The 21434-nt window shown below is 75.8% G+C and carries 16 protein-coding genes; 6 read left to right on the forward strand and 10 right to left on the reverse strand.

The window, feature by feature from the left end:
• Positions 1–49: 49 nt before the first annotated feature.
• From ACFFKU_RS04590 to ACFFKU_RS04600, 3 genes are read left to right on the forward strand one after another with little or no spacing between them, the layout of a single operon-like run.
• Positions 50–1144, forward strand: coding sequence for a lysylphosphatidylglycerol synthase transmembrane domain-containing protein (locus ACFFKU_RS04590; protein ID WP_380136051.1), 1095 nt, complete (start codon positions 50–52; stop codon positions 1142–1144).
• Between the two features lie 54 nt (positions 1145–1198).
• On the forward strand, positions 1199–2197 hold the full coding sequence (locus ACFFKU_RS04595; RefSeq protein ID WP_380136053.1) for a stage II sporulation protein M: 999 nt from the start codon (positions 1199–1201) through the stop codon (positions 2195–2197).
• Positions 2194–3516 (forward strand): hypothetical protein, encoded by a 1323-nt coding sequence (locus ACFFKU_RS04600; protein ID WP_380136055.1) that lies wholly within the window; start codon positions 2194–2196, stop codon positions 3514–3516. The genes ACFFKU_RS04595 and ACFFKU_RS04600 overlap by 4 nt, the downstream gene beginning before the upstream one ends.
• Positions 3517–3616: 100 nt before the next feature.
• Here the strand turns inward: ACFFKU_RS04600 and ACFFKU_RS04605 are convergent, their stop codons facing one another.
• From ACFFKU_RS04605 to ACFFKU_RS04650, 10 genes are all read right to left on the reverse strand, one after another.
• Positions 3617–5386, reverse strand: coding sequence for an ABC transporter ATP-binding protein (locus ACFFKU_RS04605; RefSeq protein WP_380136056.1), 1770 nt, complete (start codon positions 5384–5386; stop codon positions 3617–3619).
• Positions 5383–7092, reverse strand: coding sequence for an ABC transporter transmembrane domain-containing protein (locus ACFFKU_RS04610; RefSeq protein WP_380136057.1), 1710 nt, complete (start codon positions 7090–7092; stop codon positions 5383–5385). Before ACFFKU_RS04610 ends, ACFFKU_RS04605 begins: the two co-directional genes overlap by 4 nt.
• Before the next feature lie 37 nt (positions 7093–7129).
• Complete coding sequence (locus ACFFKU_RS04615) at positions 7130–8950, reverse strand: ABC transporter ATP-binding protein (RefSeq protein WP_380136058.1); 1821 nt, start codon at positions 8948–8950, stop codon at positions 7130–7132.
• The gene (locus ACFFKU_RS04620) at positions 8950–10683 is read right to left on the reverse strand and encodes an ABC transporter ATP-binding protein (protein WP_380136059.1); all 1734 of its coding nucleotides are present in this window, start codon (positions 10681–10683) and stop codon (positions 8950–8952) included. The genes ACFFKU_RS04615 and ACFFKU_RS04620 overlap by 1 nt, the downstream gene beginning before the upstream one ends.
• A 59-nt stretch (positions 10684–10742) precedes the next feature.
• Positions 10743–11306: a helix-turn-helix domain-containing protein gene (locus ACFFKU_RS04625; RefSeq protein ID WP_380136060.1), complete on the reverse strand. Its 564-nt coding sequence runs from the start codon at positions 11304–11306 to the stop codon at positions 10743–10745.
• Between the two features lie 142 nt (positions 11307–11448).
• The gene (locus tag ACFFKU_RS04630; protein WP_380136061.1) at positions 11449–12807 is read right to left on the reverse strand and encodes a DUF58 domain-containing protein; all 1359 of its coding nucleotides are present in this window, start codon (positions 12805–12807) and stop codon (positions 11449–11451) included.
• 55 nt (positions 12808–12862) lie between these two features.
• A complete protein-coding gene (locus ACFFKU_RS04635; protein WP_380136062.1) occupies positions 12863–13852 on the reverse strand; it encodes an AAA family ATPase in 990 nt (329 codons plus the stop codon).
• 73 nt (positions 13853–13925) lie between these two features.
• The gene (locus tag ACFFKU_RS04640; protein ID WP_380136063.1) at positions 13926–15173 is read right to left on the reverse strand and encodes a DUF4350 domain-containing protein; all 1248 of its coding nucleotides are present in this window, start codon (positions 15171–15173) and stop codon (positions 13926–13928) included.
• Positions 15170–15829: a DUF4129 domain-containing protein gene (locus ACFFKU_RS04645; RefSeq protein WP_380136064.1), complete on the reverse strand. Its 660-nt coding sequence runs from the start codon at positions 15827–15829 to the stop codon at positions 15170–15172. Before ACFFKU_RS04645 ends, ACFFKU_RS04640 begins: the two co-directional genes overlap by 4 nt.
• The gene (locus ACFFKU_RS04650; protein ID WP_380136065.1) at positions 15826–17091 is read right to left on the reverse strand and encodes a glycerophosphoryl diester phosphodiesterase membrane domain-containing protein; all 1266 of its coding nucleotides are present in this window, start codon (positions 17089–17091) and stop codon (positions 15826–15828) included. Before ACFFKU_RS04650 ends, ACFFKU_RS04645 begins: the two co-directional genes overlap by 4 nt.
• A gap of 94 nt (positions 17092–17185) precedes the next feature.
• Between ACFFKU_RS04650 and mtrA the strand changes: the two genes are divergently transcribed.
• From mtrA to ACFFKU_RS04665, 3 genes are read left to right on the forward strand one after another with little or no spacing between them, the layout of a single operon-like run.
• A complete protein-coding gene (gene mtrA / locus ACFFKU_RS04655) occupies positions 17186–17863 on the forward strand; it encodes an MtrAB system response regulator MtrA (protein ID WP_380136066.1) in 678 nt (225 codons plus the stop codon).
• Positions 17864–17891: 28 nt separating this feature from the next.
• Complete coding sequence (mtrB, locus tag ACFFKU_RS04660; protein ID WP_380136123.1) at positions 17892–19616, forward strand: MtrAB system histidine kinase MtrB; 1725 nt, start codon at positions 17892–17894, stop codon at positions 19614–19616.
• Positions 19613–21352, forward strand: a complete 1740-nt coding sequence (locus ACFFKU_RS04665) for an LpqB family beta-propeller domain-containing protein (protein WP_380136067.1) — start codon at positions 19613–19615, stop codon at positions 21350–21352. The genes mtrB and ACFFKU_RS04665 overlap by 4 nt, the downstream gene beginning before the upstream one ends.
• Positions 21353–21434 lie beyond the last annotated feature (82 nt).

The raw sequence follows: 21434 nt of genomic DNA on the forward strand, positions 1-21434 counted from the left end.
TAACCGGCCGCGGTCCTCCTCAGGGCTGCGCGGGTGCGACGATCGAGCCGTGCCGACCGACGAGACCGCCGCCGGAGCACCGACCGACCCCTCGCCCCCGGGTCCCGCGCCCACCGGACCCGTGCCCGGCGGACCCGTGCCCGGCGGACCCGCGTCCACCGGCAGCGACGCGTCCGGCCCGGGCACCCGGGAGCCGTGGCCCGCCTGGCGGTCGTGGCTGCTGCGCTGGTGGTGGCGGTTGCTGATCGGCGTCGCGACCCTGGTGGCCCTGGTCGTGGTCGTCCGCAGCCTCGGCGCCGCCGACGTCGGGCACCGCCTGCGCGAAGCGGACCCCCGCTGGGTGCTCGCCGCGCTGGCCGTCTCGTTCCTGCCCATCGTCGGCAACGTCGTCTCCCTCGTGGCGCTCTCCCCGGTGCACCTGCGCTTCTGGCGGACCTGCGCTGCCCAGCTGGCCACGACGTTCACCAACCTGCTCACCCCGGCCAGCACCGGCGGGTTGGCCCTGATGGCCCGCTACGTCGTCTGCCAGGGGGTGACGCTGCCGCAGGCGGTCACCACCATCGCCGCCGTCCAGTCGACCTCGGCGGTGGCGAGCGCCGTGCTGGTCACCGGCCTGCTGCTGGCCTCGGGCCGCGACGACGCGCTCGGCGAGATCCTGCCGGTGCGGACCGCGGGCCTGGTCCTGCTGGCGCTGCTGCTGGTCGGCGGGGCCCTGCTGGCCGTCCCCGGTCTGCGGCGGCGGCTGGTCGAGCGGGTCCTGCAGCCCCTGCGGGCGGCCTGGCCCCCGCTGCGCGCCACCCTCACCCACCCGGGTCGGCTCTCCGTCGCCGCGCTCGGGCACGTGCTCGTCCCGGGCAGCTTCGCGGCCACGCTGGGGTGCTGCCTGCTCGCCTTCGGGGAGTCCCCGCCCTGGCTGCTGCTGCCGCTGGTGATCGTCGCCAGCTCGGCGCTGGCCGGTGCGGTCCCCGTTCCCGGGGGGATCGGCGCGGCCGAGGCGGCGATCTTCGCGGCCCTGGTCACCGTCGGTACCCCGACCGGGGCGGCCCTGTCGGCCGCCGTCCTGCACCGGCTGCTGACCTTCTGGGGCCGGGTGCCGCTGGCCTGGGTCACCCTGATCTGGCTGCGGCGGCGCCGTCACGTCTGAGTGGAGCCGCGGCGCGCTCCCGCCGACCCCGCGGGGGCTGCGTAGATTGACCGCGTGGACGTCGATGCGTACCGGGTGGTGCACGCGCACGAGTGGGAGCGCCTGCGGTCCCTGGTCCGGCGACGGCGGCTGACCGGCGGCGAGACCGACGAACTCGTCGTGCTGTACCAGCGCACCGCGACGCACCTGTCGCAGCTGCGCTCCGGGTCCTCCGACGCGGTCCTGGTCGAGGAACTGTCCACGCTGCTGGCCCGGGCCCGTTCCCGGCTGACCGGGACCTCCGCGCCCGGCTGGCGCCTCGTCGGGCAGTTCTTCACCCGTGGCTTCCCGGCCGCGCTCTGGCGGGTGCGGTGGTGGTCGACGGGCGCCGCGGCGTTCACCGTCCTGGTCGCGGTCGCCGCCGGGATCTGGATCACCGGCAACGGCCCGGCCCAGGCCTCGGTGTTCGGCAGCAACGAGGACATCCGCCAGCTCGTCCAGAACGACTTCGCCGACTACTACTCCGAGAACGCCGCCGCGGCCTTCGCCGGTCGGGTCTGGACCAACAACGCCTGGGTCGCCGCGACCTGCATCGCCCTCGGGATCACCGGGGTCTTCGTCCCGTTCGCGTTGCTGCAGAACGCCCTCAACGTGGGCCTGCAGGGCGGGCTGATGATCGACAACGAGCGCGGGGCGTTGTTCTTCGGGCTGATCCTCCCGCACGGCCTGCTGGAGCTGACGGCGGTCTTCGTGGCCGCCGGGGCCGGGATGAAACTGTTCTGGGCCTGGGTCGCACCCGGTCCCCGGCCCCGGGCGGAATCCCTCGCGGTCGAGGGACGCGCCATGGTGGGGATCGCGCTCGGCCTGGTCGTGGTCCTCTTCGTGTCCGGCCTCGTCGAGGGTTTCGTCACCCCCTCCGGACTGCCGACCTGGGCCCGCATCGGGATCGGCGCGATCGTCTGGGTCGCCTTCGGGGCCTACACCCTCGTCCTCGGTCGGCCCGCGGCCCTGGCCGGGGAGACCGGTGACGTCGAGCGCAGCATCGCGGGGGACCGGGCGCCCGCGGCCGGATGATCCGGCCCCTGCGACCGGCCCGGTTGGCGGTCCTGGACTCCGGGATCTGGCTGCTCGACCACGCCCGACCGGTGGCCGCGATTCTCGACCCGACGACGTCGCAGCTGCGACACCTCGTCTCCTGGGCCGAGCAGCCCCCTCCGCCCCCGCCCCGCACCGAACCCACCGTGGCGGCCGGTCCCGACGTCCTCTGGATCCAGCACGGTGACGGGTCGGCGCTGCTGCGGGTCGGGCCGACGGGTGTCGAGGACGCGGTGTGGACCGACGGGCTGGGGCTCCGAGGTGCGGCCGGGGCCGCCGCCTGGTGCGCGTCGGCGCCGCCGGCGCAGGAATTCGTCGAGTCCGACCGGGTGCCGGTCGGTCCCGTCGTCCGGTGGGGCGCGGTCGCCCGGGTCGACCGGGACGGGTCGGTCCACCGCTGCGTCGTGGACGCCCCGGTGGCCGAGGTCGTCGCGACGGACGAGGGCGCCTGGGTCGGGCTGGACACCGCCCCGGGGACGCTGCGCCCGCTCGGCGCGGGGTCCTCGGAGGTGCTCTGGTCGCGCCGGTGGCTGTTCCTGCCCGCGGCGGGGGCCTGGCCCGCAGCGCTCCAGGTTGCCGAGGGGCGGGCGGTGGCACCCGTCCGGGCTTCGCAGGCGCTGCAGGCCCTGCGCTGGAGCTCCCGGTTCCTCGACGAGCAGCCGGAGGCGGGGGACCTGCTCCCCACGGTCCCGCTGGGCGGTCGGGACTGGACCCTGGGCCGGGACCCGGTCGACGACCGGGTGCGGGCGCGACGTCTCGGACCGGACCGGGTGGACGTGCTCTTCCCCTCCGGGTGCAGCGACGTGCTGGCGGTGGCGCTGCTGGCGGACGACGTGCTGGTCGCCACCCTCGGGGACCCGGTGGGGGACGGGGAGACGGGCCTCGCCCCGCACCGGCTGCGCGCGGACGCAACGCTGCGCGCCCTGCCCGCCCCGCCGGCGGTGGACGTCGCCGATCACGGCTGGCCGCTCGGCCCGCGCCCGCTCGCCGCGGCGTCCTACGTGCGGCAGACCCTCGCCGCGCTCCGCCTCGACCTCGGGGCCGATCCCGGGGTCGACAACGCGGTCGGCTCCGTCGTCCGGGTCGAGCTCCGGGGGGACTGGCCCACCACCGTGGTCGAGTGCACCTTCGCGCTGCGCAGCCACCCGGGCGTCCGGCTGCGCCGCTCGTGGTCGTTGTTCGACGAGCAGGGGCAGATCAGCCCGCCCCTGTGGCCGGGGGTCTTCCTGCGGGAGGACGTCGAGACGCGCCGGCTGCCCCCGCCGTCCGCGGCCCGGGACGGTGTCCTCGACGTCTGACCCCCCGCACACCCTCCCGTGATCAAGGAATCCGCGATCGGGTGCTGCGGCGAACGGCGCGGGGGACGCCGCGGATTCCTTGATCACGGGGGGTGGGGGGTCAGGCGCGCTGACCCGCTCCGGCGGACCAGGCCGACCACAGCCGCGCGTAACGTCCCTCTGCGGCCAGCAGCTCCGCGTGGGTCCCGAGCTCCACGACGGTGCCGGCCTCCAGCACCGCGATCCGGTCGCAGGCGGCGGCCTGGGTCAGCCGGTGGGCCACGACGACGGCGGTCCGGCCCCGCACCACGGCGGCCGCGGCGCGCTCCAGGTCCCGGGCCCCGGCCGATCCGGCCTCGGCGGTCGCCTCGTCCAGCACCACCACCGCGGGGTCGCGCAGCTCGACGCGCGCCAGGGCCAGCTGCTGCTCCTGGGCCCCGGTCAGCCGGTGCTCACCGGGACCCAGGCGGGTGTCCAGCCCTGCGGGGAGGGCCCGCACCCAGTCCGCGGCGTGCACGGCGGCGAGCGCCGCGAGCAGATCGTCGTCGTCCGCCGTCGGCGCGGCCAGGGTCAGGTGCTCGCGGACCGAACCGCGGCCCACGTGGTTCTCCTGGGCGACGACGGCGACCCGCTCGCGCAACTGCTCCGGGTCCAGGTCGGTCGACGGCACCGCCGGCCCGTCGGACGGCAGCAGCTCCACCGACCCGGCGGTGGGCTCGAACACACCCCCGAGGATCGCGGCCAGCGTCGTCTTGCCCGCGCCGCTGCCCCCGACGACGGCCAGCGACGTCCCCGGCGGGACGTCGACGTCGACCCCGCTCAGCACGTCGTGCCGCGTCCCCGGGTAGACGTGGTGGACCCCGCGGGCCCGCAGCCCCAGGGGCCGGTCGGGCGCGCGGTCGGCCCCCGTCGCGGGACGGGGCAGGTCGGCCACCCCGACCAGTCGGGTCAGGGCCGCCCCGGCCCGCTGCACGTCGTCGAAGGACATCAGCAACGAGCCCAGCGGGCCGAACAACCGGTGGAAGAGCAGCGCGGCCGCGGTCACCGACCCCACGCCGACCACGTCGGCGCGCACCAGGAAGAACCCGGTGCTCAGCAGGGTCGCCAACCCCACCGCCTCGGCCGAGTTCATCGACACCGACAGGCGCACGACCGGCCGCAACGTGGCCCGGGCGGCCGCGGCGGCGCGACGGGAGGCCTGCCGGACGCGCTCCGTCTGCGCCTCGCCCATCCCGTAGGCGTGCACCGTCGCCTGCGCGTGCAACGACTCCAGGACCACGCGCGAGCGTTCCCCGGCCCGGAGGCGCTCGGCCGCGTACAAGGGCCCGGCGACCGGCAGGTAGGCCCGCAGCGTGACGACGTAGAGCGGGAAGACGACCGCGAAGGCCAGGGCCAGCCGCCAGTCCAGGGCCGCGAAACCGATGGTCGAGAACACGACCACCACCAGCGACGTCGTCACCGTGGACAGCAGCGGCACCTGCGAGGTCACCAGGTCGACGTCCTCGGTGACCCGGGTCGCGACGTCACCGCTGCCCGCCGCCTCCAGGGTCGCGGGTCGCATCCGCAGCGCGGAGTCGACCACGTCCTCGCGCAGGTCGGCCATGACGGTGGCCCCCAGCCGCTCGCTGAGGCGCTGGGCGCTCGCCGTGGCCACCGCGGCCAGCACCGCGAGCACCGCGAGCCCGACGACCAGCGGGGGCAGACCGGCACGGTCACCGGCGGCCACCACGTCGACCACCCGCCCCACCAGCAGGGGGGCGGCCACGGTGCCGGCGCTCGCGGCGAGCACGGCCACGACGGTCGCCGCGGTCAGGCGTCGGTGCCCGGCGGCGGTCCGCGCCAGCACCCGCAGCGCGCGACGACCGGGGGCGACGGGCAGCACCGCGCTCACCGCAGCACCGCCGCGGCGTAGGCCGCCCCCAGCCCGGGGTCGGCGAGCAGGCTCTGATGGGTCCCGCTGCGGCTCGTGCCGTCGGCGGTCACGAACACCACGCGGTCGCAGCGGGCGAGCAGCGGTGGCGAGGTGCTCACGACGACCGTGGCCCGGCCCGCGCGGGCGGTCCGCAAGCCGGCGGCGACCGCGTCCTCGGTGACCGCGTCGACCGCCGTGGTCGGGTCGCGCAGCAGCAGGACGGGGCGGTCGGCGGCCAGCGCCCGGGCCAGGGCCAGGCGCTGCCGTTGCCCGCCGGACAGGTTGCGCCCGTCCTCGAGCAGGTCCGCCGCGAGCGGGTCGGCCCCGTCGGACGCGTGCGCGTCGAGGACGTCGAGGGCCGCGGCGGACCGGACGGCGCCGAGGACGTCCTCCCGGTCGAGGGGTCGGCCGGTGTCGAGGGCCTCACCCACGGTCGCTCCCAGCAGGTGGACCTGGTGCGGTTCGGCCAGCAGGGACGCGGTCCGGGTGGCCGGGGCCAGGCCGGCCAGGTCGTGGCCGCCGAGGTGCACACGACCGTGCTCGGGAGCCGCAGCGCCGGAGAGGACGGCCGTGACCGCGTCGGCGACCGCGACGTCGGCCGTGGCGACCCCCAGCAGCTCCCCGGGCCCCACCGCGAGGTCGAGCCGCCGCAGCGGACCGCAGCCGGCGCTGTCGCTGACCAACCGGGCGGCGGGGTCGGCGGGGGCTCCGACCGGGGGCGCGTCCGCCCCGAGCAGACCGGCCACCCGCCCGGCGCTGCCCCGGGCGACGGCGAGCTGCTGGACGCAGGTGGTGACCGTGCGGACGGGGTCGGCCAGGAACGAGGCCATCCCGACGACCGTGACGAGTTCGCCGACGCTCAGCCGTCCCGACAACGTCCACCACCCCGCGACCGCGGTGGTGAGCACCAGGATGGCCCCGACCCCGAGCGCACCCGCCCCGGCGAGCGCGGCGTTGGCGCCGGCGGCGTGCACCGAGGCGTCGAGCGAGGTGCGGCTGGCCCGGCGGTAGCGACGGGAGGCCTCCCCGACCGCGCCGATCCCGCGCAGCGGTCGCAACCCGGCCAGCAGGTCGGCGGCGACGGCCGCGGCCAACCCGGTGGCCTGCTGCCGGTCGGCGACGCGCCGCTCCAACCGGGGGGCCAGCCGTTGCAGCCCCAGCACCAGGGCGGGGACGGCCAGCAGGATCCCCGCACCCAGGCCGGGGTCGACCCGCAGCAGCACGATCGCGGAGACGACCAGTCCGGCCGAGGCGGCGACGGCCCAGCTCAGCAGCGGCACGACCGCGGCGGTGGCCCGGGTGTCGGCCGTGGTGATGGAGAGCAGCTCCCCGCTCTGCCGTCCCCGTTCGGCCCCGGGGTCGGTGAGCACGCGGTGCAGCACCGCGACCCGGAGGTGGTGCTCCTCGCGGATCTCGGCGACGTCGGCGATCCAGAACGCCAGCGTCCCCGCCGTGGTGAGGACCGCGAAGAGCAGCAGGATGCCGAGCGCCGCCAGCAGTGCGGTCGACCCGTCCCCGGTGCTCACGGCCCGGTCGATGGTCAACCCGATGGCGACCGGGACGAGCGCCTCGCAGGTCTGGTGGGTGACGGCCGCCGCGGCCGAACCGAGGCTCGCGCGCCGCCGCCGACGCAGGACCTGACCGAGCAGGTGGCGGGCCGGGTCGCGGGGGGTGCGGGCGGGCACGCGGGAACTCCTCGGGACGGCGGTCGGTCAGGGGAGCCTAACCCACCCCCGACGAGGCCTCCTCGGTCGCGGGTCCGGCGAACTGGGCGGCGTACAGGCGGGCGTAGGCGCCCTCCGCCGCGAGCAACCCGTCGTGGTCGCCCTGCTCCACGACCCGACCGTCCTCCATCACCAGGATCAGGTCGGCGTCGCGGATGGTGGAGAGGCGGTGGGCGATGACGATGCTGGTGCGGTCCCGGCGCAACCGGGACATCGCCTGCTGCACGAGACGCTCGGTCCGGGTGTCGACCGAACTGGTCGCCTCGTCCAGGACGAGGATCTGCACTCCCGCGAGGTAGGCCCGGGCGATGGTGACCAGCTGCTTCTCGCCCGCCGACAGCCGACCGGAGTCCTCGTCGACGACGGTGTCGTACCCCTCGGGCAGCGAGCGGATCAGGGGGTCGACCGAGGCGGCCCGGGCCGCCGCCACGACCTCCTCGCGGCTCGCCCCGGGACGGCCGTAGGCGATGTTGTCGGCGATCGTCCCGGAGAACAGCCAGGTGTCCTGCAGCACGATCGCCGCCCGGGACCGCAGGTCGGCGCGCGTGGACCGGCGCACGTCCACGCCGTCGAGCAGGATCCGTCCCGAGTCGACCTCGTAGAAGCGCAGCAGCAGGTTGACCAGGGTGGTCTTCCCGGCCCCGGTCGGCCCGACCACCGCGACGGTGTGCCCGGGCTCGGCCCGGAACGACAGGTCGCGGATGAGCGGTTCCCCGGGGGAGTAGGAGAACGAGACGTCCTCGAACTCGATCCGCCCCGGCCCGACCAGGGCGAGTGGTTCCTCGGGGTCGGGTTCCTGGGCCGGTGCGTCCAGCAGGCCGAACACCCGCTCGGCCGAGGCGACCCCGGACTGCAGCAGGTTGGCCATGGAACCGAGCTGGGCCAGGGGCTGGGAGAACTGCCGCGAGTACTGGATGAACGCCTGCACGCCGCCGATGGTGAGCGAACCCGCCGTCACCATGGTCGCGCCGACCACGGCGATGGCCACGTAGACGAGGTTCCCGATGAGCATGGTCGCGGGCATGATCGTCCCGGACAGGAACTGCGCTCCGGTCCCCGCCTCGCGCAGCGCGGCGTTGCGCTCGTGGAACCGTTGCCGCACCTCGCGTCGGCGCCCGTAGGTGGTGACGACGTCGTGACCGGTGAAACTCTCCTCGATCTGGGCGTTGAGCTGACCGATCTCGCGCCACATGTCCACGAAGAGGGGTTGCGACCGTCGGGCGATGACCGTCACCACCGCCAGGGTCAGCGGGACCGAGACCAGGGCGACCAGCGCGAGCGGGACCGACAGCGAGAACATCATGACCAGCACACCGACGACCGTGAGGACGTTCACCAGGGCCTGGCCGACGGTCTGCTGCAGGCTCTGCGAGATGTTGTCGATGTCGTTGGTCACCCGCGAGAGGAGTTCACCGCGCGGGGTGGAGTCGACGTGCGAGAGCGGCAGCCGGTGCAGCGTCGCCTCGACGTCGGCGCGCAGGGTGAGCACGGTGTTCTGCACCACCCGGTTCAGCAGGACGCCCTGCGCGTAGGCGAACGCCGCGCTGGCCACGTAGACCGCGACGGTCTGCCCGGCGACGTCGGCGAGGGCCGCCCGGTCCAGCGGAGCCCCCGCGAACGCGGTCGCCACGACGAAGTCGGTGGCCCGGGCCAGCAGCAACGGCCCGGTGACGGAGGCGGCGACCGAGGCGATCGCGAGCACCAGCACGACGCCGAGCCGGGTCCGGTCCGGGGCCATCCGCCGGAGCAACCGGACGGCCGAGGGGCCGAAGTTCACCGAGCGTTGCGGCGGCCCCGCCGGACGCATGTGCCCGGCCATCAGCGGGCCCCCGCGAGCTGCGACTCGACGATCTCGGCGTACACCGGGCAGGTGGTCAGGAGCTCCTCGTGCCGGCCCCGCCCGACGACGCGGCCCGCGTCGAGGACGACGATCTCGTCGGCCGCGACGATCGTCGAGACCCGTTGCGCCACCACGAGGACGCCCGTGCTGCCGGTGCTCCGGCGCTCGTCCAGCGCCGCCCGGAGGCGTGCGTCGGTGGCGGTGTCCAGGGCGGAGAAGGCGTCGTCGAAGATCTGCACGCCCGGGTCGGCGACGAGCAACCGGGCGATGGAGAGGCGTTGGCGCTGCCCGCCGGAGACGTTCACGCCGCCCTGGGAGATCGGGGAGTCGAGCCCCGCTCCCATGCGTGCCACGAAGTCGTCGGCCTGCGCCGTCCGCAGGGCCGCCCGGAGTTCCTCGTCGTCGGCCTCGGGGCGGCCGTAGCGCAGGTTCGAGGCAACGGTTCCGGAGAACAGGAACGCGCGCTGGGCGACCACCCCGACCCGGCGGCGGAGGTCGTCGTCGGGAAGGTCGCGGACGTCGACCCCGTCCACGAGGACCGTTCCCGAGGTGGGGTCGGACAACCGGGCCGCCAGGTTCACCAGCGTGGTCTTGCCCGACCCGGTGCTCCCGACGATCGCGGTGGTGCGTCCCGGGCGGACCTCGAAGGAGACGCGGTCCAGGACCGGTCGGTCGGCGCCGGGGTAGGCGAAGGACACGTCGCGGAACTCCAGGTGCCCCCGCCCGACCGGTCCGGGGCCCCCGGCCGGGGCCGGGGCCAGCGAGGACCGGGTGTCCAGGACCTCCCCGATGCGGGTGGCCGACACCGCGGCCCGCGGGCCCATGACGGCCAGGAACGTCGTCATCATCAGGCCCATCAGGATCTGCATCAGGTAGCTCAGGAACGCGATGAGGGAACCGATGGCGAGTTCCCCGGACTGCACGCGGGCGGCTCCGAACCAGATCACCGCGACCGACGTCAGGTTGAGCACCAGGAACACGAACGGGAACACCAGCGCGAACAACCGCCCGGCGCGCAGCGCGACCTCGGTGAGTTCGGTGTTCGCGGTCGTGAACCGTCGGGTCTCGGCCTCCTCGCGGACGAACCCGCGCACGACCCGGATGCCGGTGAGCTGCTCGCGCAGGACGCGGTTCACGGCGTCGAGGCGGCGCTGCTGGGTCTGGAACAACGGACCGAGCCGCACGATGACGGCGGCCATCCCCAGCACCAGCACGGGGACCGCCACCACCAGCAGCCAGGACAACCCCACGTCCTCGCGCAGCGCCATGACGATCCCGCCGACGCAGAGGATGGGAGCGCCGACGATCGCGGTCGAGGTCACGAAGACGAGCATCTGCACCTGCTGCACGTCGTTGGTGCCGCGGGTGATGAGCGTGGGGGCTCCGAAGCGGGCGGTCTCGCGGGCGGAGAAGTCGAGGACCCGCTCGAAGACCGCGGCCCGCAGGTCGGCCCCCAACCCCATCGCCACCTGGGCGCCGAAGCGCACCGCGGCGATGGTGGCGACGATCTGGACGACGGTGACGGCCAGCATGACCATCCCGGTGGACAGGATCACCGAGCGGTCCCCGGTGGCGATGCCGCGGTCGATGATGTCGGCGTTGAGCCGGGGGAGGTAGAGCATCGCGACGGTCTGCACGAGCTGCAGCAGCAGGACCAGTCCGAGACGGCCCCGACGGGGCCGCAGGAAGCGGCGGAGCAGGACGAGGAGCACCGCAACGGTCTAGCACCCGGTCCTGGCCCGGGGCCACCATCTTTCGTCGGGGGGCCGGATCAGCCCGGGGCGTCGGCCACCGCGGTGCTCGGCGCGGTGCCCGTCGACGGGCCCGACGCCGGCCCCGGGGCGGGCGGGACGGGGGTCCCCGACGGGGTCAGCAGGCTCGGCACCAGCAGGGCCAGGGTGAGCAGGAGGAGTGCGCAGAGCGCGGTGACCGCCGCCCGGCGCGACCGCAGCGAGGGCGCCCCGCGCGACCGGCGCCGCGATCCCGGCGGCGTCCTGGGTGGGGTCCTGGACGGGGTCCTCGGTGGGGTCCCGGGAGGGGTCCGTGACGGCAGCCCGGCCCGCGATCGGTCGCCGCGGAGCAGGGCCGAGCGCCGCTCCCGCCACCTCGCCACGTCCTCGACGGAACCCCCCGTCGCCAGCACCCAGCTCTCCAGGACCGACTGCGAGGGCAGGAGGGTCCCGTCCTCGACCGCGGTGACCGCCCAGTGCGACACGCGCAGGCGGGCCGCGAGACCGGAGCGGTCCAGCCGCGCCGCCTCCCGGCGGGCCCGCAGGTCGCGGGCCAGCGCCGCGGTCGAGTCCCCCGGGAGGGGATCGTGGCGTGCAGGTGTCATCGGTGCGCCCCCGTCCGGCGGGAACCTTCCCGGGCCGACCCCTTGTCGGCGGGGGACTCACACGCTGTGAGCGGTCGCCAGTCTCGCGCCCCGGTTCGTCGGCCGTCCACCTGTTCCGGCGACCGTCCGGTACCGGGCAGGGTCAGAGCCGCCCGGCCGCCTTGAGCGCCAGGTACCGGTCGGCCACCGCGGGGGCCAGCTCCTCGGGAACGGCGTGCACGACCTCGACACCCAGGCGCCGGACCAGGGCCGCGGTGGCCGACCGTTCCCCCCGCGCGGCCTCGGCGGCCGCGGCCCCGTAGACCTCCTCCACGTCGTCGCGGCGGGCGGCGAGCTCGTCGAGGGCCGGGTCGTCCACGGCGGCGAGGATCACCGTGTGCCGCGCGGCGAGCTGCTCCAGCACCATGAGCAGGCCGCCCTCGAGCGCGGCCGCGTCCAACGAGGTCAGCAGCACGACCAGGGCGCGCTGCCGGGTCGAGGTCCGGATCTCGGTCGCCACCGCGTCCCAGTCGGCCTCGACCAGGGCCGGTTGCAGCGGGGCGAGTGCGGCGACGAGGTCGGGCAGCAGGTTCCCGCGGCCGGACCCGCGCACCCGGGCCCGCACCCGACGGTCGTGGGCGACCAGGGCCACCCGGTCACCGGCCCGTGAGGCCAGGGCCGCCGTGAGCAGGGCGGCCTCGATGGCGGCGTCGAGGCGAACCTCCATGGGGGGCTCTCCGGACGACGCGGTGGACCCCTCCCCGACGGAGTCCGCCCCGGAGGGCCCGCCGATGCGGGCCGCGGAGGTGCGCGACGCGTCGACCACCAGCAGCACCCGCCGGTCGCGCTCGGGACGCCAGGTCCGGACGACGACGGCCTGCCGGCGGGCCGTGGCCCGCCAGTCGATCGAGCGCACGTCGTCGCCGTCGACGTAGTCGCGCAACGAGTCGAACTCCGAGCCCTGTCCCCGGTGCAGGACGCTGCTGCGCCCGTCCAGCTCGCGCAGGCGGGAGAGCCGGGAGGCGAGGTGCTTGCGGGACGTGAAGGGCGGCAGCACCCGCAGCCGCGCCGGCACGTCGAACGAGCGTTGTCGACGGGCGAGCCCCAACGGGCCGTCGCAGCGCACCGTCACCCGGTCCGCCAGCCGGTCCCCGCGCCGGCTGGGCCGCAGCGGAGTCGTGAATCGGCGCCGTTCCCCGGCCGGCAGGTCCAGCCCGAACCGCCCGCCCGTCGGCGCGATCCCCGCCGACGGTGGCCAGGCGTCGCGCACGGCCCCCCGGACCCGCCGACCACCGGGGTTGGCGACCTGCAGCTCGACGGTGAGGGGTTCACCGAGGCGCACCGACGTGGGCACCGACCGGGCCAGTCGCAGCGAGCGCGGTGAGGGCGCGAGCGTCAGGTCGAGGCCGACGAGCGCCACGCAGACGCCGACCCACGTCCAGACCGCGGCCGCCGTGGGCCACACGAGGACGAGAGCGACCCCGAGCACCACCAGCAGGGGCGCCCGCCAGGTCAGCGCCACGGGCGGCCCGCCCCGGCCCGGGCGGGGTGACGGTCGCGGCCGGTCCGGGACCGGGTCACCGCGGCACCGCCACCGACCCCAGCACGGTGTCCAGCACCGCGTCGACGCTCACCCCGTCCAGCTCGGCCTCGGGACGCAGCTGGACCCGGTGGCGCAGGGTCGGCCGGGCGAGGGCCTTCACGTCGTCGGGCGAGACGTAGTCGCGTCCCGAGAGCCAGGCCCAGGCCCGGGCGGTGCTGAGCAGGGCGGTGGCCCCACGAGGGGACACCCCGAGCGACAGCGACGGCGACTGACGGGTCGCCCGGCAGACGTCGGCCACGTAGCCGAGCACCTCGCGCGACACCTGCACCCTCCGTACCGCGTCGGCCGCGACCGCGAGCTGCTCGGGCGAGGCCACCGCCCGCACCCCGGCCCCGGCCAGGTCGCGGGGGTCGAAGCCGGCCGCGTGCCGGGCCAGGACCTCCACCTCGTCGTCGCGGCCCGGCAGGGGCAGCGTGAGCTTGAGCAGGAACCGGTCCAGCTGGGCCTCGGGCAGGGGGTAGGTGCCCTCGTACTCGACGGGGTTCTGGGTCGCGGCGACCAGGAACGGCACGGGCAACGGCCGCGGGTCCCCGTCGATGGAGACCTGTCGCTCCTCCATCGCCTCCAGCAGGGAGGCCTGGGTCTTGGGCGGGGTCCGGTTGATCTCGTCGGCCAGCAGGATGTTGGTGAAGACGGGGCCGGGGCGGAAGGAGAACTCGGCGGTCCGGGCGTCGTAGACCAGCGACCCGGTCACGTCCCCGGGCATCAGGTCGGGGGTGAACTGCACGCGCTTCGTCCCCAGGGACAACGAGGCCGACAACGCCCGCACCAGCAGGGTCTTGGCGACCCCGGGCACCCCCTCCAGCAGGACGTGGCCGCGGCACAGGACGGCGATGACCAGACCGGTGACGGCGGCGTCCTGCCCGACGACGGCCTTGGCCACCTCCTGGCGGACGGCTCGCAGGGCCGACCGGGCCGCCTCGACGTCCTCGGCGGTCGCGGCGGGGTGCGGGGTCTCGGTCACGGGAGGCCTTCCGTCGAGGTCGGGTTCCAAGGGGCGGTGGGCAGGTGCCCGTCCGCCCGGGGGCGGCGCCGGCTCACGAGGTCCGCCGGACGCGGCGCTCGAGCTCGTCGAGGTCGCGCGCGAGGGCGACGAGCGCCGCGTCGTCGGTCGGTGGGCCGGACAGCAGCAGCTCGCGGACACCCACCGGCGGCAGACCGGCGGCCCAGGCGACGGCGTCGGCGACCTCCGTGCGGGCCGTCCCGGCGTCGAGGCGGAGGACCGCCCGGAGCCGGGCCACCGCCGCCGAGCGCAGAGCCTCGGCCGCCCGGTCGCGGGCCTGCGCCCGGTGGTAGAGCCGGGCCCGGCCCTCCACGGTCTCCACCGATCGGACGACCACCGGCAGCGGTTCGACGACGACCCGGCCGAAGCGACGACCGCGCCACAGCGCGAGGGTCAGGCCCGCCAGGACCACGACGACGGTCGCCGGCAGCAGCGCCGCGGGGACCAGCTCGGACAACGGCCGGGCCTCCCCGGTCTCGACGTCCCAGGGTGCGGGCCGGTACCAGACCAGCGCGGGCGCGGCCCCGAGGGTGCGCAGCGTCAGTGCGGCGTTGCCGTCCTGGGCCCCGTACCGGTTCATCACCAGCTCGGGCTGGCCCACGACCACGACACGGGAGCCGGTCGGGGAGGCGGCCCCGGTCAGCGTCACCCAGGACGCGGCGCGGGCGCCGTCCTCGGCCTGGACCGGGTAGCAGCCGGTCGTCCCGTCCACCCCGTCACCCGGCGCGACGCGGTACGTCCGTCCTCCGGCCCGGGCCGCCCCCGCAGCCTCGGCGTCGGTGTCGGCGCAGGCCGGGACCACGACGTCGGCCTCCGCCGGTCCGCGGTCCTCCACCCCGGGGGCCAGGACGTCGAGCGCCCGTTGGTCGGGGGCGAGCAGCACCAGCGTGGACCCGGTGCGGCGGGCGAGGTCCCGCAGCGCCTCCGACCGCCCGGTCGAGAACGTGTCGGTCCCGGTCACCACGATGGTCGGCCCGGCCGCGCTGCCGGCCCCACCGCCCTCGGTGACCAGGGAACGCGTGCGGGTGAAGGTCTGCGACTCGACCACGTCCACCCCGGCGGCGTCGAGCACCCGGGCCAGCGCCCGCGACCCGTCGGGAGCGACCGAGACCGGCGAGAGGGCGTCGCGGGTGGTCCGCTGGGTCGTCGCCGCCACCCCGAGCGCGAGCAGCAGCACCATCCCCACGACGACGGCCGGCAGCAGCCACGGCCGACGCCGTGCCCCCCGTGCGGGCGGGCGCGTCGGGCCGCTGGTGGGGGCCGGGGCCGCCGTGCGGCTCACGGACCCTCCCCGCCGTCGAGGACGGGTTCGGCCAGCCGGTCCAGGCGCGGTCGGCTGCGCCCGACCCGGGTGCGGAGCTCGCGCAGCTCCAGATCGGTCGCCGGCCCGGCCGGGTGCCCGCCGTAGCGGACGTCGTCGAAGATCCGGGCGGCGCGGTGCAACGCCTCGCCCGCCTCCGGCAGCTGGCCGGCGGCGTCGGCGGCCACCTCCCGGGCGGTGCGTCCGGGCACGGGCGGGATGACGTCGCGCTCCACCAGCGAACGCGTCAGCGCGCGGAACCGCTCGACGACGGCGTCGGCAAAGCGTCCCGCCGCGGCGGCCTCGTCCGCGAGGCGGTCGTGGTCGGCCGCGCTGAGCGCGGGGGAGTCGAAGACCGCCGCCGCCCGGGTCCGCTCCCCGCGCCGGGGCCGCCCGACGGCCAGCAGGATCCAGACCACGGCACCCAGCAGCAGCAGGACGAGGAGGATCGGACCGAGACCCAGCCCCGACAGGTCGGGCACCCGGATACGGTCCAGCACGTCCGTGAGCCAGTCCCAGAGCCGTTGCACCCACGGCGAGTCGGTGTTGCGGTACTCCGGCCGGGCCAGTTCCCGGGCCAGTAGTTCCCGGGCCTCCGAGCGGTCCGGGGTGAACCCGACCGGGAGGGCGACGATCACCGGCCCGCACCACCGGCGGCGCGGTGCAGCTCGACGTCCAGTCCCTCGCGGCGGATCCGGAGGTCGATGTAGACCAGCGCTGTGGTGGCGGCGGCGAACGGCATGGCCAACGTGGTGCCGATGATGCTGCCGACGGTCGCGGTGAGCGTCTGCAGGAAGAACGCCCCGCTGGAGGGCACCGCCCCGCTCATGTCCAGTCCGGTGAAGAGCGAGCCCAGCAGGGAGAACGGCAACGACACCGCCATGATCACGAAGTAGACGACCACGGCCGTCAGCAGCAGGATGCCGAGCACCCGCCAGAAGGAGCCGCGGACGAGGGCCGCCGAGCGTCGGAGGGCCCCACCCACCCCGAGCTTCTCCAGCAGCAGCGCCGGGGCGGCCAGACCCCAGCGGACCCAGAGCCAGACGCCGACGACCAACCACCCCAGCAGCCCCAGGACGACCAGACCGATGCCGGTGGCCAGGCCCGCTCCGCTGTCACCGCCCAGGACGAGGACCGCGATCCCGGGGGCCAGCGTCACGATCCCGACGAGGGTCGGCACGGTGCCCACCACCAGCGAGAGCCCGACGAGGGCCAGCAGGCGACGGCGGGTGAGGCGCCACACCTCGCCGACCCCGATGCTCTGCCCGAGGACCGCGCGGCTCACCGCGAGGATCAGCAGACCGTTGAGGACGAGCAGGGCGACGACCTGGACCAGCCAGGAGCCGAGGACCGCCGGTAGCCCCTGGGTCAGCAGTCCGCTCACGTCGTCGAAGCCGTCGACCGCGGTCGGATCGGTCTCCAGGCGGGACATCAGTCCGACGAAGTCGAGCGTGAAGGCGTAGGTGGCGGCCGCGCTCACCACCGAGGACACGACGGCCACGACGGCGGAGACGCCGGCCATGACCTTCGGGTTGAAGCGGAAGGCCCGGAAGGCCCCGTCCCAGATGTCGCCCAGGGTGAGCGGTCGCAACGGCACGATGCCCGGGCGGGGTGCCGGTGGCGGTCCCCAGCCCGGTGCCGGCCCCCACGACCCGTCCGGACCACCCGAGGATCCGGCCCCCGACCCGCCGGTCGGGCCCGACCCGGACCACGAGCCGCTCGGGGCCTCGCCCCAGGTCGTGCCCCCCCAGCCCCCGCCGTCCGGCGGCTGACCGCCGGGGGTGGCGTCGCGTCCCGGGACGGCGTCCGGGCCGCCCCGGGCTCCCGGGGTCTTGGACAGGTCCACCGGAGCCGGGGTCGGTCGACCCGGGCGGTCGTCGGGGGCCTGCCAGTCGCTCATCGGTCCTCCGCGCGGGGGTGATCTGCGCACCCACTCTGCCACGGCCCGCGGGTCCCGCCCCCGAGACGGGGTGGTGGGCAGGCAGACTGAGCCCATGAGGGGACGGGTTCTCGTGGTCGACGACGACACCGCTTTGGCGGAGATGCTCGGGATCGTCCTGCAGGGGGAGGGGCTGGAGGCCCGCTTCTGCGCCGACGGCGACTCGGCCCTGGAGGCCTTCCGCAGCACCCGCCCGGACCTCGTCCTGCTCGACCTCATGCTCCCGGGCACCGACGGCATGGAGGTCTGCCGCGCCATCCGCGCGGAGTCCGGGGTGCCGATCGTCATGCTCACCGCCAAGAGCGACACCGTGGACGTGGTCCTCGGGCTCGAGGCGGGGGCCGACGACTACGTGGTCAAACCGTTCAAGCCCAAGGAGCTGGTCGCCCGCGTGCGGGCCCGGTTGCGGGCCGCGGGGGACCGTCCGCCGGAGACGTTGCGCATCGGTGACCTGGTCATCGACGTCGCCGGTCACTCCGTCCGACGGGACGGCCGGTCGCTGCCCCTGACCCCGCTGGAGTTCGAGCTCCTGGTCACCCTGGCGCGCAAGCCGTGGCAGGCCTTCACCCGCGAGCTGCTGCTGGAGCAGGTGTGGGGCTACCGGCACGCAGCCGACACCCGCCTGGTCAACGTCCACGTGCAACGCCTGCGCTCCAAGATCGAGAACGACCCCGAGCACCCCGAGATCGTCGTGACGGTCCGTGGGGTGGGTTACCGGGCGGGGCCGTTGTGAGAGTCGTCGTCGGGTCCCGGTGAGCGGGATGACCGGTCCGGGGGCGACGGCGACCGCGTCGGGGTCGCGGCGCCAGCTCTGGGTACGCCGCCTGCGGCGGTTCGAGGCGATGGGCCGGCTGCCCGGCTGGCTCGTCCGCACGGTGCTGCGCGGTCTGTCGCAGTGGCGATCCTCGCTGCAGACCCGGGTCGTCTTCCTCACCACCGGTCTCTCGCTCGTCGTCGTCGTGGTCGTGGGCACCTTCCTGCTGGAGGGGATCGGCGACGGTCTGGTCGAGGAGCGGCAGCGCTTGTCGTTCGCCGACGCCGCCCGCGGGGCGGCCACCGCCCAGGCGTCGTTCGACGGCTCACCCACCCCCGAGACGGCGGCGGCCGAGGAACAGCTGGCCGGGGACGTCGTCTCCCGGTTGGAGGGCACCGGCGCCGACCGCGTGCGGGGCGTGCTCCTCCTCCGTGCCCCGGCCTCGGCCCAGGGAGGCGACGCGACCGGGGTGGGCGAGGTCCGCGACATCCTCTCCGACGGGTTGTCGGCCTCCGACGTCCCCGAGGAGCTGCGGGAACAGGTCGAGAGCAGCGGGAGCCAGCAGGGACAGCTCGTCCGGTTGTCCGACGCCGCCGCGCCCTCGTTCATCGTCGGTTCGATGGTCACCCTGCCGCGGGCCGGGGAGTACGAGCTGTACTTCGTGTACACGCTGGCCCCGGAGCAGCAGACGATCGACCTGGTCCGGACCACGTTCGTGGGTGGCGCGGTCGCCCTGGTCCTGCTGATCGGCGCGGTCGCCTGGGTGGTGGCCCGCACCGTGGTCGGGCCCGTCCGGGCGGCGGCCGGCACCGCCGAACGTCTCGCGAGCGGTCGGCTGGACGAGCGGATGCGGGTCCGGGGCTCCGACGACCTCGCCCGGCTCGGGACGGCGTTCAACGCGATGGCCGCCGCCATGCAGGACCACATCGGGCGGCTGGAGGAGTTGTCCCGGCTGCAGCAACGGTTCGTCTCCGACGTGAGCCACGAGCTCCGCACCCCGCTCACCACGATCCGGATGGCCGGGGAGGTCCTGCACGACGCGCGGGGCGAGTTCGACCCGATGACGGCCCGTTCGGCCGAACTGCTGCTCACCCAGCTCGAGCGCTTCGACGTGCTCCTGCAGGACCTGCTCGAGATCAGCCGGTTCGACGCCGGCGCGGCCGCCCTGGAGGCCGACCCGATCGACATGCGGGTCCTCGTCCACCGGGTGGTCGAGCACACCGCCGACCTCGCCGAGCGGCGTGGCTCGAGCGTGCGCGTGGTGGAGCCGGCGTCCCCCTGCACCGCCGAGATGGACTCCCGTCGTATCGAACGCGTGCTGCGCAACCTGCTGGGGAACGCGATCGAGCACGGCGAGGCCCGTCCCATCGAGATCACGGTGGTCTGCGACGAGCACGCCGTCGCGGTCGGCGTCCGCGACCACGGCGTCGGCCTCTCGGCCACCCATCTGCCGCGGGTCTTCGACCGCTTCTGGCGCGCGGACCCCGCCCGCGCGCGGACCACCGGGGGTTCTGGCCTGGGGTTGGCGATCTCCCTGGAGGACACCCGGCTGCACCGGGGGTGGCTGGAGGTCTGGGGCCACCCGGGCGAGGGGTGCCACTTCGTGCTCACCGTCCCCCGCACGGCCGGCAGCACCCTGCCCGGCAGCCCGCTGCCGGTGGTGCCGCTGAGCTGGCGCGAGCCCGTGGCCGCCCTCCTGTCCGGTCCCGCCGATCCGGGGCAGCCGCGATGAGCGGCGGGCGGGCCTCCCGGCGCTCGGTGCTGCTGGCCCTCGCCGCCGGCGGCGTCGGGCTCGGCGGGTGCGGTGGACTGCCCGGGTCGGGCGACGTCGTCTCCGGGGCCCGTCTGGCCGACGACCCGCGCATCGGTCTGCTGCAGGTCATCCCGACCGGACCGGTGCGGGGCGCGAGTCCCGAGGAGATCGTGCGCGGGTTCCTGCTGGCGGCGGGCGCGGGGCAGGACGAGCACCCCGTCGCGCGCCGCTTCCTCACCCCGCGCGCGGTCGACACCTGGCGTCCCGACGCCGGCGCCGTCCTCGTCCTGGGGCAGCCCGCGATCGCCGCGCTGGACGCGTCGGCCTCGCCCGCGGACGCCGACAGCTGGGTGGTCCAGGTGTCCGCCGAGCAGCAGGCCGCGCTCGACGCCGACGGTCACTACGCGGCCCGGGCGCCGGGAACCGGCTGGTCGGCCCAGGTGCTGCTGCGCCGGGAGCGCGACGAGTGGCGCATCGACGAGGTGTTCGACGGCGTGCTCCTGACCGAGATCGACGCCTCGCGCACATTGCGGTCCTTCCCGGTGTGGTTCGGGGCGCAGGACCTCAGCCAGCTGGTGGCCGACCTGCGCTGGTTCTCCTACGGCTCCGACACCGCGACCCGTCTGGTGACGGAACTGCTGGACGGGGCCACCAGCTGGTTCGCTCCGGCGGTGGCCACGGGGGCCCCGCCCGGGACACGGCTCCGGCTCGGGACGGTCCCGGTCACCGGAGGCACCGCCACCGTCGAGCTGACCGACGAGGCCCTGCAGGCCTCGCCCGAGCAGCGCGGACTGCTGCTCTCGCAGCTGCGCGCCACCCTGAGCACCCTCCCGGGGGTCAGCCAGGTCGCCGTGACCGTCGGCGGCACCGACCTGACCCGCGCCTCCTCCGACGAGCTCGACATCCCCCGCTCCCGGGCGGCGACGGACGCACGGTTGGTCCTGCTCGGGCCCTCGGGACTGTCCCGGTGGGACCGGACCGCGGTGCGTGCGGTCACCGGGGTGACCCTCGGCACCGCCGCCGAGGGGTCGACGCACCCGGCGGTGTCGCCCCAGGGGGGACCCTTCGCGGTCCTCGCCGGTGGCGACACCCTGCTGCGCCTGCAACGACCGGGGGGTCCGGTGAGCACGGTGCTGCGCTCCTCCGCACCCCTGACCCCGCCGAGCATGGACCGCCTCGGTTGGGTCTGGACCGTTCAGCGCACCTCCCGGGTGACCCCGCTGGTCGTCCCCGCCGACGCCGCCACGGCGGCCGAGAACGTCGCCCTGGACGAGGACTTCGACGGCAGCGTCCTGCGCTTCGCGGTCGCCCGCGACGGGGCGCGGGCCGCCGTGGTCACCCGCACACCCTCCGGCCGCCCCGGGGTGCGGGCCTACGGCGTGGACCGTGACGCGGCCGGTCGCCCCCGGCGCCTCACGGGCCCCTCCGACGAGCTGCTGCCCGGGGCGGCGGAGGTGGTGGACCTGGCCTGGTTGCTGGACGACTCCGTCGTCCTGCTGGCCCGCGACGAGCCGGGGAAGGACCTCGCGCCGGTGGTGGTGCCGCTCGGCGGGGCGCCGCGCTGGCTGCCCGCCGCTCCGGGCGCGGTGAGTGTCGCCGCCGGGTGGAGCGAGCGCGACATCGTGATCGGGACCGCCGAGGGCACGCTGCTGACGCGCAGCGGTGCGAGCTGGGTGGTCGCCGCCGAGGGCACCGACCCGGCCTACCCCGGCTGAGGGGGGCGCGGCGGAACCCGGCCGACGACCGGACGGTCGGGGTCGACGGCGGCGGACGACCAGCGGGCGCGGTCGGGGTCGG

Origin of the sequence: Kineococcus gynurae (assembly GCF_042433995.1) — a bacterium.
Taxonomy (GTDB): Bacteria; Actinomycetota; Actinomycetes; order Actinomycetales; family Kineococcaceae; genus Kineococcus; species Kineococcus gynurae.